Annotated in this window: 11 protein-coding genes and 4 tRNA genes; 14 read left to right on the forward strand and 1 reads right to left on the reverse strand. The window is 66.1% G+C overall.

Features of this window, described 5'->3' with window-relative positions:
- Positions 1-57 precede the first annotated feature (57 nt).
- The 8 genes from AC5P9P_RS11545 to ychF all read left to right on the forward strand — a co-directional run bounded on the left by AC5P9P_RS11545 (position 58) and on the right by ychF (position 7040).
- A complete protein-coding gene (locus tag AC5P9P_RS11545) occupies positions 58-1743 on the forward strand; it encodes a tetratricopeptide repeat protein (protein ID WP_445949985.1) in 1686 nt (561 codons plus the stop codon).
- Positions 1740-2399 (forward strand): lipoprotein insertase outer membrane protein LolB, encoded by a 660-nt coding sequence (gene lolB, locus AC5P9P_RS11550; RefSeq protein WP_033833052.1) that lies wholly within the window; start codon positions 1740-1742, stop codon positions 2397-2399. The genes AC5P9P_RS11545 and lolB overlap by 4 nt, the downstream gene beginning before the upstream one ends.
- Positions 2396-3265: a 4-(cytidine 5'-diphospho)-2-C-methyl-D-erythritol kinase gene (gene ispE, locus AC5P9P_RS11555; protein ID WP_266192705.1), complete on the forward strand. Its 870-nt coding sequence runs from the start codon at positions 2396-2398 to the stop codon at positions 3263-3265. Before lolB ends, ispE begins: the two co-directional genes overlap by 4 nt.
- Positions 3266-3276: 11 nt before the next feature.
- Positions 3277-3353, forward strand: a tRNA-Gln gene (locus AC5P9P_RS11560).
- Positions 3354-3493: 140 nt separating this feature from the next.
- Positions 3494-4453, forward strand: coding sequence for a ribose-phosphate diphosphokinase (locus AC5P9P_RS11565; protein WP_005415400.1), 960 nt, complete (start codon positions 3494-3496; stop codon positions 4451-4453).
- A 109-nt stretch (positions 4454-4562) separates the two neighbouring features.
- Positions 4563-5180: a 50S ribosomal protein L25/general stress protein Ctc gene (locus tag AC5P9P_RS11570; RefSeq protein WP_005408191.1), complete on the forward strand. Its 618-nt coding sequence runs from the start codon at positions 4563-4565 to the stop codon at positions 5178-5180.
- A 48-nt stretch (positions 5181-5228) separates the two neighbouring features.
- Positions 5229-5807 (forward strand): aminoacyl-tRNA hydrolase, encoded by a 579-nt coding sequence (pth, locus tag AC5P9P_RS11575; RefSeq protein ID WP_005408192.1) that lies wholly within the window; start codon positions 5229-5231, stop codon positions 5805-5807.
- A gap of 141 nt (positions 5808-5948) precedes the next feature.
- The gene (gene ychF / locus AC5P9P_RS11580) at positions 5949-7040 is read left to right on the forward strand and encodes a redox-regulated ATPase YchF (protein ID WP_005408193.1); all 1092 of its coding nucleotides are present in this window, start codon (positions 5949-5951) and stop codon (positions 7038-7040) included.
- Positions 7041-7632: 592 nt separating this feature from the next.
- Here the strand turns inward: ychF and AC5P9P_RS11585 are convergent.
- The gene (locus AC5P9P_RS11585; RefSeq protein ID WP_049404342.1) at positions 7633-10371 is read right to left on the reverse strand and encodes a TonB-dependent receptor plug domain-containing protein; all 2739 of its coding nucleotides are present in this window, start codon (positions 10369-10371) and stop codon (positions 7633-7635) included.
- A gap of 170 nt (positions 10372-10541) precedes the next feature.
- Between AC5P9P_RS11585 and AC5P9P_RS11590 the strand changes: the two genes are divergently transcribed.
- The 6 genes from AC5P9P_RS11590 to AC5P9P_RS11615 all read left to right on the forward strand — a co-directional run.
- A complete protein-coding gene (locus AC5P9P_RS11590) occupies positions 10542-11561 on the forward strand; it encodes a cyanophycinase (protein WP_049404345.1) in 1020 nt (339 codons plus the stop codon).
- A 105-nt stretch (positions 11562-11666) separates the two neighbouring features.
- Complete coding sequence (locus tag AC5P9P_RS11595; RefSeq protein WP_049430290.1) at positions 11667-12683, forward strand: isoaspartyl peptidase/L-asparaginase family protein; 1017 nt, start codon at positions 11667-11669, stop codon at positions 12681-12683.
- A 137-nt stretch (positions 12684-12820) separates the two neighbouring features.
- Positions 12821-12906, forward strand: a tRNA-Tyr gene (locus AC5P9P_RS11600).
- 24 nt (positions 12907-12930) lie between these two features.
- Positions 12931-13004 (forward strand) — tRNA-Gly (locus AC5P9P_RS11605).
- A 49-nt stretch (positions 13005-13053) separates the two neighbouring features.
- A tRNA-Thr gene (locus tag AC5P9P_RS11610) sits at positions 13054-13129 on the forward strand.
- Positions 13130-13170: 41 nt separating this feature from the next.
- Positions 13171-13317: GTP-binding protein (locus AC5P9P_RS11615; RefSeq protein ID WP_230078978.1), on the forward strand; the 147-nt coding region annotated here is incomplete at its 3' end.

The following is a 13317-nucleotide window of genomic DNA, read 5'->3' on the forward strand; positions in this document are numbered from 1 at the left end:
GTTGCTTGCGATAAGCTGCTGGCCATTGGACGACATTTTAAGGCCCCGATGCCGACGATGCCCGCATTGATTCGCATCCCCAGTGTTCTGCTGCTGTCCCTGGCCTGCAGCCAGGCCCTGGCGGCGGTGCCGGCCAAGGCCCCCGTACGGGCCCCGGCCACTGAGGAACTGGCGCTGGAACCGGTGATGGCCGGTGAGTTCGCGCTGCAGGCCGGCAAGCTGGCCGAGGCGGCCCGCTGGTACCTGCAGGCCGCCCAGCAGACCGACGGCGACGCCGGTCTGGCCGAGCGCGCGACCCGCATTTCCATGCTCGCCAACGATGACGCCAGCGCCGCCAAGGGCCTGGCCCTTTGGCAGCAGCGCGCGCCCAGCTCGTTGACCATGCGCAGTGCCGCTGCCGCGCTGGCCATGCGCCAGGGGGATGTGAAGGCAGCGCGTGGCGATCTGCAGGCCTTGCTGGCCGACCCGGATGAACGTGGCTGGAAGTTCGCCCTGGCCGCCCTGATCGGCGGCGGCCGCGACCCGGCAGTACCGGCGCAGGTGCTGGGCGAGCTGGTCGACGCCAACGCCATTCCGCCGAAGATCGAGGCGTGGCAGGAGTTCGGACGCCTGGCCCTGCGCATGGACAAGCCCGAGCTGGCGCGGCGCATGATCGACGAAGTGGTCAAGCGCTTCCCCGAAGAACCGCGTGTGGCGTTGCTGCGGGCCAGCCAGCTGCAGCAGGCCGGGGAGACCGGCAAGGCGTTGTCGCTGCTGCACGATGTGGAGCCGAAGACCCGCCAGGACCCGGAACTGCGCAATGCAGTGGCCATTGCCTATGACAGCCTCGGCCAGCCCGCCGCCGCCGAGCGCGTGCTGGCGTTCGGCCCGCAGGACGTGCAGACCTGGGGCATGCGCGCCTCGCTGCTGGCCAAGCAGGGCGACAAGGCGGCGCTGTCCAACCTCTACAACGAACTGTCGCGGCAGGCGGCCAAGCCGGACCCGGCGCAGCGCCTGCTGCTGGGCAAGATCGCCGAATACCTGAAGCGTTATCCCGAGGCGGTGCAGTGGTACCACAGCGTGCCCGGTGGCGATGAACTGAGCGAGGCGCGCCTGCGCGCGGCCAACGCCCAGGCCCTGGCCGGGCGCCTGCCGCAGGCATTGGATGAAGTGCACGCGATCCAGTCCGATGCGGTGGTCGACGACGATGTGCGCCGCGATGCCTACCTGCTGGAGGCCGAACTGCGCCAGCGTGCTGACGACAGTGCCGGGGAGCTGGATGCGCTGGCCCGCGGCCTGGCCGCCTACCCGGATGACAACGGCCTGCTGTACGCCCGTGCGCTCACCTGGGAACGCCGCGACGAGATCCCGCGCGCCGAGGCCGACCTGCGCAAGATCCTGGTGACCGACCCGGAGAACGTGCCGGCATTGAACGCGCTGGGTTACACCCTGGCCGATCGCACCGGTCGCCTGCAGGAAGCGCTGGAGCTGATCGACCGCGCCCGCGTAGCCGAACCGGACAACGCTGCCATCGTCGACAGCTATGGCTGGGTGCTGTACCGCCTGGGCCGCAAGGAAGAAGCATTGGTGCAGCTGCGCCGTGCCTGGACCCTGGCCAAGGACCCCGAGATCGCCGCCCATGTCGGCGAAGTGTTGTGGATGCTGGGCAAGCATGACGAGGCCCGCCATTTCTTCGACGAAGCGGCCAAGCTCGACCCCGAAAACCGCGCGCTGCTGCGCGCCCGCGAGAAATTCAATCCATGAGTGTTTCCCTGATCCGGCCGCTGCTGTTGGCAACTGCGGCCTTGGCGTTGACCGCCTGTACCAGCGTGGGCACGCAGAAGACCCCGGCGCCGGCGGTGGTCGAGGTTGTTTCGGCCGAGGCGGCGCAGGCCGAGGCGGCGCGCGTGGCCGCGCTGCAGGCACAGCCGGACTGGACTTTCCAGGGCCGGGTCGCGGTCAGCAAGGGCAAGGACGGCGGCAGCGGACGCATCGACTGGAAGCAGGAAGGACGCCGCTATGTGGTTGAGCTGAGCGCGCCGGTGACCCGACAGAGCTGGAAGCTGACCGGCGATACCCATTCCGAAGCCGGTCGCCTGGAAGGACTGGCCGGCGGGCCGCGTGACGGCGAAGACGCCCAGCAACTGCTGCTGGAGGCGACCGGCTGGGACATCCCGGTCAACCAGCTGCCGGCGTGGATCCGTGGCCTGGTGGCCGGTGATGCGGCCGGTCCGGAGAAGGTCGAGCGTGATGGTGAAGGCCGGCCGCGTCGCATGCAGCAGATGGGCTGGCAGGTGCAGTACCTGGACTGGTACCCGGCCGAGGCCGGGCGCCCGGCGCTGCCGCGCCGGATCGAGGCCGGCAATGGCGACGCCAAGGTGCGCCTGCTGGTCGACCAATGGGGGCAGGGCACCCCATGAGTGCCGGGCGCGATGATAGGGGCTGGTCCTGGTGGCCGGCCCCGGCCAAGCTGAACCTGTTCCTGCACATCAACGGCCGCCGTGCCGATGGCTACCACGAGCTGCAGACCGTGTTCCGCCTGCTGGACTGGGGCGATCGCATCGGTCTGCGCCTGCGTGAAGACGGCCAGGTGCGCCGGCAGGGCGAGGGGCTGGCTGGCGTGGCCGAGGCGGATGACTTGGCGGTCCGCGCCGCGCGGCTTCTGAAAGATGTGGCCAATATCGTGCAAGGCGCAGACATCATCGTCGAAAAACACGTTCCTGCAGGCGGTGGCTTTGGCGGCGGTTCGTCCGACGCGGCTACCGTACTGGTGGTGCTGAACCGGCTCTGGCGTGCCGGTCTGGATGAGGACGCGCTTGCTGCGCTGGGCCTGCGCCTGGGCGCTGACGTGCCGGTGTTCGTGCGCGGGCGCAATGCCTGGGCCGAAGGGGTGGGTGAGCGCCTGCAGCCGATCGTGCTGGAGCCGGCCTGGTATGTGGTGGTTGAACCGGGTGTTCATGTTCCCACCCCGGCTCTGTTCGCAGACCCGGATTTGACGCGCGGCAGCCCAGTGGCGAAAATGGAGGACTTCGCTTCCGGGACCCTGGTCGGGAACGCGTTCGAACCGGTGCTGCGCCGCCGTGAGCCTGCCGTCGAGGCAGCGTTCGCCGCGTTGAGCAATATCGGCACGGCGCGGCTGACCGGTTCGGGAAGTGGTTGTTTCGTCGAGTTCGCATCGCAGTCTGCCGCAGAGCAGGGACGGTCGAAGTTGCCGAAGGAGTTGCGGGCAAGGGTGGCAGCGGGCGTTGCGCGTTCGCCACTGCTGGATGCACTCGAGCAACACTGATTTATCAATGCAGGGGCGTCGCCAAGAGGCCCAAGGCACCAGGTTTTGATCCTGGCATTCGTAGGTTCGAATCCTACCGCCCCTGCCAATAGCGGCTGTGTCCGCGCCTTCCAGCGCATCGCCCGCGCGGGACGTGGAAACAACCGCGGTGTTGTCAGCAGCAAGGGTCCATCGGGGTCCTTGCCGACTCCGGATCCCCGCCACTCGTCCCCGCCCGAGACAATCATGATGCAAGAGTCCCCGAACCTGCTGGTCTTTTCCGGCAACGCCAACAAACGTCTGGCGCAGAACATCTGCAAGGAACTGGGGGTTCGCCCGGGCAAGGCGCTGGTCTCGCACTTCTCCGATGGTGAAGTGCAGGTGGAGATCGAAGAGAACGTCCGCAAGCAGGACGTGTTCGTGATCCAGCCGACCTGCGCGCCGAGCGCGGAAAACCTGATGGAACTGCTGGTGCTGATCGACGCGCTCAAGCGCGCATCGGTGGCCAGCGTGACCGCCGTGGTGCCGTACTTCGGCTACTCGCGGCAGGATCGCCGCATGCGTTCCTCGCGCGTGCCGATCACCGCCAAGCTGGCGGCGAAGATGTTCAGCACCGCTGGCGCTGATCGCGTGCTGACCGTCGACCTGCACGCCGACCAGATCCAGGGCTTCTTCGATATTCCGGTGGACAACGTGTATGCGTCCCCGCTGCTGCTGGCCGACATCTGGCGCGCCTACGGCACCGAGAACCTGATCGTCGTGTCGCCGGACGTGGGCGGCGTGGTCCGCGCCCGTGCCGTGGCCAAGCGCCTGGATGACGCCGACCTGGCGATCATCGACAAGCGCCGCCCGCGCGCCAACGTCTCCACCGTGATGAACATCATCGGTGACGTCGAAGGCAAGACCTGCGTGATGGTCGATGACATCGTCGACACCGCCGGCACCCTGTGCGCCGCTGCCGCTGCCCTGAAGGCGCGCGGTGCGCTCAAGGTCGCCGCCTACTGCACCCACGCGGTGCTGTCGGGCCCGGCGGTGGACAACATCACCAATTCCCAGCTCGACGAGCTGGTGGTGACCGACACCATCCCGCTGAAGGACGCGGCGCGGGTGTGCAGCAAGATCCGCCAGCTGAGCGTGGCGGAAATGCTGGCCGAAACGATGCGCCGCATCGCCTTCGGCGAGTCGGTCAGCTCGCTGTACGTCGACTGAGTTTTTCGCCCCTGCCGGCAACGGCGGGGGCATACCCGGATGCTTCTGGTCGCGGAAGCATCTTCAACCGCCACGCCGCAGGGCGCGGCAACAACCTGAGTAGTCGAAAATGTCGAAGACCCATGAAATCAAGGTCACCAAGCGTGAACTGCAGCGTAAGGGTGCGAGCCGCCGCCTGCGTCACGCCGGTGTGATCCCGGCCATCGTGTACGGCGGCAACGCCGAGCCGGTCGCCATCAGCCTGGACCACAACGAAATCTGGCTGGCCCAGCAGAACGAGTGGTTCTATGCCTCGATCCTGGACCTGAACCTGGATGGCCAGGTGCAGAAGGTCCTGCTGCGTGACATGCAGCGCCACCCGTACAAGCAGCTGATCATGCACCTGGACTTCCAGCGCGTGAACGAGAACGAAGCCCTGACCGCTTCGGTCCCGCTGCACTTCGTCAACGAAGACACCTCGCCGGCCGGCAAGGCTGCCGACGTCGTGGTCACCCACGAACTGAAGGAAGTGACCATCACCTGCCTGCCGAAGGACCTGCCGGAATCGATCGAAGTCGACCTGGGCGAGCTGAAGGCCGGTGACGTGGTGTACCTGTCCGACATCAAGCTGCCGAAGGGCGTGGAAATCCCGGCCCTGGCGCTGGGCAAGGACCACGACGACGCCATCGTCACCGCCAAGGCCGGCAAGGCCGACGAGGCTGACGAAGAAGCGGCTGCCGCCGAGTAATACCGTTACGGTGCCTGCCTCCGGGCAGGCACCGTACTGGAAGGAACCATGGCAGGACTGCGACTGATCGTCGGTCTGGGCAATCCCGGATCGGAACACGCCCGGACCCGGCACAATGCCGGGTTTCATTTCGTTGAGGCCCTGGCGGAGAAAGCCGGTGCGCGATGGAATGTGGACAGCAAGCTGTTCGGTGAGACCGCCAAGGTCGAGATCGCCGGGCAGACGGTGTGGCTGCTCAAGCCCGCCACCTTCATGAACCTCAGCGGCAAGTCGGTCACCGCCGCACAGCGGTTCTGGAAGATCGAACCGGAAGAAACCCTGCTGGCCCACGACGAACTGGACCTGGCGCCCGGCGTGGCGCGGCTGAAGTTCGACGGTGGCCACGGCGGCCAGAACGGCCTGCGCGACACCATCCGCCTGCTCGGCCACGGCAAGTTCCATCGCCTGCGCGTGGGCATCGGCCATCCCGGCCACAAGGACCGCGTAGTGGGTTGGGTGCTGGGGCGCCCGTCCAAGGAGGACGACGTGCTGATCGCACGCGCCATCGACGATGCGATCGACGTGATGCCGCTGGCGGTACAGGGCGATTTCAGCGAAGCGATGAAGCGGCTGCACACCCCGAAATAAGCGGTAGGTACCGACCGTTGGTCGGTGTGGAACCATCCAATCCGCTAGGTACCGGCCGTTGGTCGGTACGGAGAATGATTGGAAAAGCAGCGCCCAGGCCGCTGTTTCCCCAATCACTTTCACCCCAGAGAGCTGTCACCCATGGGTATCAAATGCGGCATCGTCGGCCTGCCCAACGTCGGTAAGTCGACCCTGTTCAATGCGCTGACCAAGGCGGGTATCGCCGCGGCGAACTTCCCGTTCTGCACCATCGAGCCGAACGTCGGCATCGTGCCGGTGCCGGACCCGCGCCTGAACGAGCTGGCGGGCATCATCAATCCGCAGAAGGTCATCCCGACCGCGGTCGAGTTCGTCGACATCGCCGGCCTGGTGGCCGGTGCCGCCAGCGGTGAAGGCCTGGGCAACAAGTTCCTGGCGCACATCCGTGAGGTCGATGCGATCACCCACGTGGTGCGCTGCTTCGAGCACGGCGACATCGTGCACGTGGCTGGCAAGGTCGATCCGATCTCGGACATCGAAACCATCGACACCGAGCTGGCGCTGGCTGACCTGGACAGTGTCGAGAAGGCGCTGAACCGTGCCGAGCGTGCGGCCAAGGGCGGCGACAAGGACGCAGCGGCGCGCAAGCCGGTGCTGGCCAAGCTGCAGGCTGCGCTGTCGGACGGCAAGGCCGGTCGCTCGGTCGGTCTGGACGAGGAAGAGAAGGCGCTGGTGCGCGACCTGTTCCTGCTGACCCTGAAGCCGGTGATGTACATCGCCAACGTGCTGGAAGACGGCTTCGAGAACAACCCGCACCTGGAAGCCGTGCGCGCGCACGCCGCCGCCGAAGGCGCGCAGGTGGTGCCGGTGTCGGCCGCGATCGAAGAAGAGCTGTCCCAGCTTGACGACGAAGACCGCGACACCTTCCTGGCCGATCTGGGCCTGAGCGAGCCGGGCCTGAACCGCGTGATCAACGCGGCCTACAGCCTGCTCGGCCTGCAGACCTATTTCACTGCCGGCGTGAAGGAAGTCCGCGCGTGGACCGTACGCAAGGGCGCCACCGCCCCGCAGGCTGCCGCCGTCATCCACACCGACTTCGAGAAGGGCTTCATCCGCGCCGAAACCATCGCGTATGACGACTTCATCAAGTACAAGGGCGAAGCCGGCGCCAAGGAAGCCGGTCGCCTGCGCCTGGAAGGCAAGGAATACCGCGTGCAGGAAGGCGACATCCTGCACTTCCGCTTCAACGTCTGATCCAGCGGCATCGGATCGACCCCGGACGCCCCGCCCTGTGCGGGGCGTTCGCGTTTCCGGTAATGGACAAAAAAACACCACGCTGCGAAACGCTTGCGGTGTGATGTTCGCCGGCACTTGTCCACAGCAAACTCCCATCGCTTTCCACGTCGGGTGTGGAAAACCCTGCGTATCGCTGCAGAGCCGAGCCCATGCTCGGCTGATGCCAGCAGGAGCCGAGCGTGGGCTCGGCTCTGCAGGGATTGCCCGCGCAGCGCGGATAAATTTTCGCCATGCTTCGAAACGCTTGCGTGGCAACACTCCCACCTACTTGTCCACACCTAGTTCCCATCGCTTTCCACGGCGCATGTGGAAAACCCGGATTCTGTCTGGACAAAAAATTGCCACCCTTCGAAACCATTGCAATGCGTGGCTCGCAGGGACTTGTCCACACCAAACCCCCATCGCTTTCCACGTGCGGTGTGGAAAACCCAGGGCGGGTGCGCTGCAACGAATGCCCACCAAGGTGGGCATCTACCGGGTGCAGTGTGCATGGACAACAAGGCCCACCAGTGGCGGGCCTTGTTGTCCACGTTCTGCAATACGGTGTGCCTTACAGCGCGCTGCCACCGAACTTGTGGGTGTACTGCAGGTTGATGGTGCGGCCGACGCTGTCGAACCAGGACACGTCGTAGTACGGATACGCGGTGTATGTGGCATCCTTCGGCGGCATCTTGTTGAACACGTTGACCACCGACAGCGACAGGCGCGAATGGTCGTCGAAGCGATACTGCACCGAGGCGTTGTAGCGGTAGGTCGCCTTCACGTAGGGGCTGTCACCGCTTTCCCAGTCGAACGACTGGTCGTAGTTGTCCGAGGTCGGCAGCTTGCCCAGGCGCGAACCGTAGACCGTGGCCGACCACGCGTCCTTCTCCCAGGTCACGCTCAGGCTGGTCTTGGTGCGCGGGATGTCGAATCCGCTGTTGACCGCGAACTGGTCCAGGGTCGGATCGCCGGGGTAGCGCTGGAAATCGTGCTTCTTCACCCAGGTGTGGGTGCCATTGAGGATGAAGTCGCCGATACCGGTCTGCAGGCGGTAGCGCAGGCCGACGTCGATGCCGGAGGTCGACTCGCGGGCGACGTTGATCGGCGCCACGCGCACGCCGTACAGGCGGCCGTCGCTGGTACGGGTGATGCGGTCGAGCGCGTCCACGCAGGTCGGCGAACTGATGTCGGCACTGCCGAGCCGGCAGTTCGCTTCGTTGGCCAGGAGGGTGCGCACATCCATGTCCTGCACCTGCTTGCGCATGTCGATGTCGAACCAGTCCACCGACAGGTCCAGGCCGATCGCCGGCGACCAGACGAAGCCTGCGCTCCACGAGGTGCTGGTTTCCGGGTCGAGCTGGCGGTTGCCGGTGCGGCTGCGGATCAGGTTGCGCTCGTAGTCGGAACAGTCGCTAGCGCCATCGGCGCGGCAGCTGTACAGGTCTTCGGCGGTGGTCTCGTCGTTGCCCGGTCCGGCGAACACGTAGTGCAGGTCCGGCGCGCGGAACGCGGTGCCATACGAACCGCGTACCAGCAGCGTGTCGATCGGGCGCCATTCCAGACCGCCGCTCCAGGTCGCCTTGCCGATGGTGTGGCCGGAATAGCGGTACTGGTCGTAGCGGCCGGCCACGCTCAGGTTGACCGTCTCGTGCAGCGGCATGCGCAGCTCGGCGGCGGTCGCCCAGCGGTTGCGCGAGCCCTGGCCGTCCGAATCCTTCCAGCTGTAGTAGTAGTACTGGGTGGCCAGCGGATCGGGATTCAGCGCATAGGCCTGCTGGCCCACTTCCACGGTCGCGGCAAACCCGGCATCACCGCCCGGCAGGCCGAACAGCGCGGAATTGGTCAGCGTGAATGCAGCCGTCTCGGTGCGCGACTTCGGCGAATAGGTGGTGCGTGCGGCAATCGAATCGTACTCGGCGCGGGTCAGCGGCCGGTACAGCCGCGACGGGTCCGCGTTGTAGATCGGGAAACCGTCGTCGTCCACGCCCAGCTGCGGGCCCAGGAACAGGTCATTCGCCTTGGAGGCGATGATCTGCGCCCAGCTGATCCGCGACTGGTACTGCGAATGGCTCAGCGCCGCTTCGTAGTCCCAGTTGCCGGCAAGATTGCCCTTGAAGCCGGTGGTCACGCTGAAGGTCTTCTGCGTGCTGCGTACCATCGCATTGCGCAGGCCCCCCATTTCCTCGGGTGAGAACTGGCGCTGCCAGAACTCGATCTCGCCGGTGGCCTGGTTGTTGAAATAGCCCGACTCATCGCCATTGGCGTCCATGCGGCCCCACTTGGTGACGTCGCGCATCAGCGACATCGTGTGGTAGCCCAGCTGCACATCGGCGAACCATTGCTGGCCGTTGTCGAAGTCGTAGCTCAGCGAGGCGTAGCCATTGGCGCCGCGGCGCTTGCTGAGGATGGTGCCATAGCCGATCGAGCTGTCGCTGCCGCAGTAGTAACCGTAGCGCGGGCGGTAGGCGCGGTAGGTGCTGCCCTGGTTCTGCCCGGCCAGCGCTTCGCAGGTGGCCGCGCCCGGATCCAGGTAGTCGTCGTTGTAGTCCGTACGCAGGTAAGCGCGGCGGGCGATGCGCGAGCCCTCGGTGGGGCCGTCCTGGGTCGAATCCTGGATGTCGCGCTCATAGGCCCACAGCGGGGTCTGCGACTGCAGCTCGACGCTGTACACGGCGTTGAAGTTGCCGCGGCTGAAGCCGCTGGCCAGGCTCATGTCGAACGACTCGCCACCGCCTTCGCTGGTGGTGCCCATGCGCATGTCGATCGTGGTGCCGTCGGCCTTCTTCTTCAGGATGAAGTTGACCACGCCGGCGATCGCGTCCGAGCCGTAGATGGCCGAGGCGCTGCCGGTCAGCACTTCGATGCGCTCGATCATCCCCAGCGGGATGTTGGAGACATCGGTGAAGTTGCTGCGGCCCTTGAACGGCATCGGGAAGTCGGCGATGCGGCGGCCATTGACCAGCACCAGCGTGTGGTTCGGGCCCAGGCCGCGCAGGTCCACCTGCTGGGCGCCCGGCGAGAAGTCGGCGCCGCTGGAAGACTGCTGGCTCTGGGTCTCACCGCCGTTCTGGGTCATTGCACGCAGCACGTCCGGCACGCTGGTGAAGCCGCTGGAGCGGATCTGTTCGGCGTTGATCACCGTGATCGGGGCGGGGCCTTCCACCTGGGCGCGCGGAATGCGCGATCCGGTGACCTGCACCGCATCCAGTTGTTGAACCGGGGAGGAAGCCGGTGCCTGGGCCGCCGCGGAAGCAGCCACGCCCATCAACGCCAGCTGGATCGACCACGCCATCGCCTTTCTACGCATGAGGAATTCTCGGAAATGAAGCCGGCCCGCAGAGGAGGGGCCCTGTCCCCCATTCAGATTTCCGGAACGGGCGCGCGCATTTAACGCCTTTTTCATGTCCTTGACTACTGGGTCCCTATCTGGCAAAGAGTGGAAACGCTTGCAAGTCGATTTTGTTCAGGGAGATCAAGATGCGACGCCTCCATCGGACCCTGCGTGCCCCCTTCGCCTGGCTGGCGCTGCTGGTCTTGGCCGTGCCGTTGGTCGCCCTTGCGCAGGACCTGCAGGGCCCGGGCTTCGCCTACTACGAAGCCGGCGATCTCGACGCGCCCCGGCCCGGTCCGCGCGCACCGGCCATGATGCTGATGGGCGGTGGCGAATGGGTGCCGGAGGCCTTCCACTGGTGGCTGAAGCAGGCTGGCAATGGCCGCGTGCTGATCCTGCGCGCTTCTGGCAGTGATGAGCTGCAGGACCGCCTGTACCGCGAGATCGGCGGTACCACCGCAGTGCAGACGCTGGTCTTCGACAGCCGCCGCGGCGCCGACGATCCGGCCGTGCTGCGCGTGGTTGCCGCGGCTGATGCCATCTTCATTGCCGGTGGTGACCAATCGCGCTACATCCGCTTCTGGAAGGGCACTGCGCTCAACCGCGCGCTGAACGCCCACGTGCGCGCTGGCAAGCCGATTGCCGGTACCAGTGCGGGGCTCGCCATCCTCGGTGGCTATGCCTACGGCGCGATGGACGGCGGCAGCATCACCTCTGCCGGTGCCCTGGCGGACCCGATGGGCAGCGCGGTGACCATGGACAGCGGCTTCCTGCAGATGCCCTACCTGCAGCGCGTAGTCACCGACACGCACTTCGACAAGCGCGACCGGCTCGGTCGCCTGATCGTGTTCGTGGCGCGCGCCGCACAGGACAGTGGCAACCCCGACATCGTCGGCATCGGCGTCGACGAGGACACCGCCCTGTGCGTGGAGCCCGATGGCCAGGCGCAGGTCTACAGCGCTGATGGCGAGGGCAAGGTCTGGGTGGTCAGCCCTGGCCGCGATGCCGACCGCCTGGTCGAGGGCGAGCCGCTGCGCTTCCGCGCCGTGCCGGTAACGGTGGTCGCCAGCGGCAGCCGCATGCGCCTGGATGACGTCCAGGCCGAGGCCGACTACCAGGCCGTGGCCGACGTCAGCGATGGCGAGCTTGAGTTCACGCTTCGGTAGTGCCGGCCGCTCGCCGGCAACCCACCTTTCCTGATACGCCCCTCGCCGGCCAGCGGCCGGCACTACCCTGCAATCCATTCCCCGTTACTGCTGGAGACGTATCCGATGAAACTGCGCCTGGCGCTGTCTATGCTGCTGTCCCTGCCCATGCTTGCCCAGGCCGCACCGGCCACTTCACCGCTGCTGGTCATCCACGGCGGCGCCGGCGTCGAGCGCAAGGACCTGTCGCCGGCCGAGGAAAAGGCCGCACGTGACGCGCTGCGGGCGGCACTGCTGAAGGGTCATGCGGAACTGGCGGCGGGGCGCCCCGCGCTGGCCGCAGTCACCGCCGCGATCACCGTGCTGGAGGACGATCCCACCTTCAACGCCGGCAAGGGCGCAGTGTTCACCCATGACGGCCGCAACGAGCTGGATGCGGCGGTCATGGATGGCGCGAACCAGGCGGCGGGCGCGGTGGCGGGCGTGCAGCGGGTGCGCAACCCGATCCTGCTGGCGCAGACCGTGATGCAGAAATCCCGCCACGTGATGATGGTCGGGCAGGGCGCCGAAGCCTTCGCGGCCGAGCAGGGCATTCCTCTGGTCGATCCCTCCTACTTCCGTACAGAGAAGCGCTGGCAGCAGCTGCAGCGCGCGCTGAAGGAAGAGGCCAGCGGCCAGGCGCATGCCGACCTGGAGACTGCAAAGCACTTCGGTACCGTTGGTGCGGTCGCATTGGACGCGCAGGGGCATCTGGCCGCCGGCACCTCCACCGGGGGCATGACCAACAAGCGCTACGGCCGGGTCGGTGACTCGCCGATCATCGGTGCCGGCACCTGGGCCGACGCACGCTGCGCGGTGTCCGGCACCGGGTGGGGCGAGTACTACATCCGCACTGCGGCCGCGCACGAGATCTGTGCGCGCATGCGCTACCAGGGGCAGAGCCCGGAGCAGGCCGGCAAGGGCGTGATCAACGAGACGATTCCGCAGATGGGCGGCGACGGCGGTGCGATCGTGCTCGGCGCAGACGGAAAAATGGCCACGCCGTTCAACACCCAGGGCATGTATCGGGGCTGGATCGGCGGCGACGGCGTCCCTCATGTCGCAATTTTCGCCAACGAGACCCTGCCGCTTCCCGGGCAATAACCTTGCGTATCAATGGGTTTGCGACAGCGTGTGAAAAAAATGGAAAAAAGCGTTGACAGCCCCCCGTCCCATCAGCAGAATAAGCGGCTCACCACCACGCACCGCAACGCTTCGGCGGCAACGGAATGGGGTGGTAAGGAGGGATACCCAAGCGGCCAACGGGGGCAGACTGTAAATCTGCTGGCTTACGCCTTCGGTGGTTCGAATCCACCTCCCTCCACCAGTTTCACGTTGTGACATTCCCGGCGCGGGAGTAGTTCAATGGTAGAACCTCAGCCTTCCAAGCTGATGGTGCGGGTTCGATTCCCGTCTCCCGCTCCATTGAATGAACTTTGAATATTATCGAGTTCATGTCATAATGCAAAACTCGGCTCACGTAGCTCAGTCGGTAGAGCACTTCCTTGGTAAGGAAGAGGTCGAAGGTTCGATTCCTTTCGTGAGCACCATCTTAAGCATCACCTCTCAGACGAATTCGAGATAAGCAGCCATGGCCAAGGGTAAGTTCGAGCGCACCAAGCCGCACGTCAACGTCGGCACCATCGGTCACGTCGACCACGGCAAGACCACGCTGACCGCCGCACTGACCAAGATCGGTGCCGAGCGCTTCGGTGGCGAGTTCAAGGACTACTCCTCG

It is taken from the genome of Stenotrophomonas sp. YJH_SMC_14-1 (genome assembly GCF_059372275.1).